The sequence below is a fragment of the Halobacillus sp. A1-3 genome (genome assembly GCF_050971765.1).
GTDB classification, from domain to species: domain Bacteria; phylum Bacillota; class Bacilli; order Bacillales; family Halobacillaceae; genus Halobacillus; species Halobacillus mangrovi_B.
This window is the reverse complement of the sequence record NZ_JBPCEO010000019.1, coordinates 1-1,108: the sequence shown is the minus strand read 5'-3', so window position 1 is coordinate 1,108 and position 1,108 is coordinate 1. Positions and strand designations below refer to the sequence as shown.

Annotated in this window: 9 tRNA genes and 1 rRNA gene; all 10 read right to left on the bottom strand. The window is 50.4% G+C overall.

Features of this window, described 5'->3' with window-relative positions:
* Positions 1–60 precede the first annotated feature (60 nt).
* Positions 61–136 (bottom strand) — tRNA-Ala (locus ACRYKC_RS20055).
* A gap of 14 nt (positions 137–150) precedes the next feature.
* Positions 151–227: transfer RNA gene (locus ACRYKC_RS20050), tRNA-Pro, on the bottom strand.
* Between the two features lie 5 nt (positions 228–232).
* A tRNA-Arg gene (locus ACRYKC_RS20045) sits at positions 233–309 on the bottom strand.
* Positions 310–320: 11 nt separating this feature from the next.
* A tRNA-Leu gene (locus ACRYKC_RS20040) sits at positions 321–409 on the bottom strand.
* A 56-nt stretch (positions 410–465) separates the two neighbouring features.
* Positions 466–540, bottom strand: a tRNA-Gly gene (locus ACRYKC_RS20035).
* Between the two features lie 4 nt (positions 541–544).
* Positions 545–626 (bottom strand) — tRNA-Leu (locus ACRYKC_RS20030).
* 8 nt (positions 627–634) lie between these two features.
* Positions 635–710: transfer RNA gene (locus ACRYKC_RS20025), tRNA-Lys, on the bottom strand.
* Positions 711–731: 21 nt separating this feature from the next.
* Positions 732–807: transfer RNA gene (locus tag ACRYKC_RS20020), tRNA-Thr, on the bottom strand.
* A gap of 22 nt (positions 808–829) precedes the next feature.
* Positions 830–905: transfer RNA gene (locus ACRYKC_RS20015), tRNA-Val, on the bottom strand.
* A gap of 14 nt (positions 906–919) precedes the next feature.
* Positions 920–1,033: ribosomal RNA gene (rrf, locus tag ACRYKC_RS20010) — 5S ribosomal RNA — on the bottom strand.
* Positions 1,034–1,108 lie beyond the last annotated feature (75 nt).

The following is a 1,108-nucleotide window of genomic DNA, read 5'->3' as shown; positions in this document are numbered from 1 at the left end:
AAGAAGAAATAATTGACGTACTGGTTGGTTCGTTCAGTTTTCAAAGATCAAATTAGATAATGGTGGAGCCTAGCGGGATCGAACCGCTGACCTCCTGCGTGCAAAGCAGGCGCTCTCCCAGCTGAGCTAAGGCCCCGTTTATTTTGGGAATGGTCGGGAAGACAGGATTCGAACCTGCGACCCCTTGGTCCCAAACCAAGTGCTCTACCAAGCTGAGCTACTTCCCGTATAATGGCGCGCCCGAGAGGAGTCGAACCCCTAACCTTCTGATCCGTAGTCAGACGCTCTATCCAATTGAGCTACGGGCGCATATGAGATTATGGTGCCGAGGGCCGGACTCGAACCGGCACGGTGGAAACCCACCGCAGGATTTTAAGTCCTGTGCGTCTGCCAATTCCGCCACCCCGGCTTGGCAAGTTTATGTTAGATTCGTGTTAGTATTAATAAGTAGCTCTTTAAAATAAATGGAGCGGAAGACGGGATTCGAACCCGCGACCCCCACCTTGGCAAGGTGGTGTTCTACCACTGAACTACTTCCGCATAATGCGGGTGGAGGGACTTGAACCCCCACGCCGTGAAGCACTAGATCCTAAATCTAGCGTGTCTGCCAATTCCACCACACCCGCATGTTGAATGGTGAGCCATGAAGGATTCGAACCTTCGACCCTCTGATTAAAAGTCAGATGCTCTACCAGCTGAGCTAATGGCTCGTGCAAAAAACAGAATTTATATGGTGCCGGCCAGAGGACTTGAACCCCCAACCTACTGATTACAAATCAGTTGCTCTGCCAGTTGAGCTAGGCCGGCTTCCTCTAATGATGTTTTTTTATGGTGGAGGATGCAGGGTTCGAACCTGCGACCCCTTGCTTGTAAGGCAAGTGCTCTCCCAGCTGAGCTAATCCTCCGGATTTAAATTAAAGCTTGGCGGCGTCCTACTCTCACGGGGATCGACCCGACTACCATCGGCGCTGAAGAGCTTAACTGCTGTGTTCGGCATGGGAACAGGTGTGACCTCTTCGCCGTCGCCACCAAACCTTTTATTCTCTTTTTTCAAGGACAAGATATATTATATTGCCCTGGAGAGAAAATTTCAAGGGTAAATTTTAAC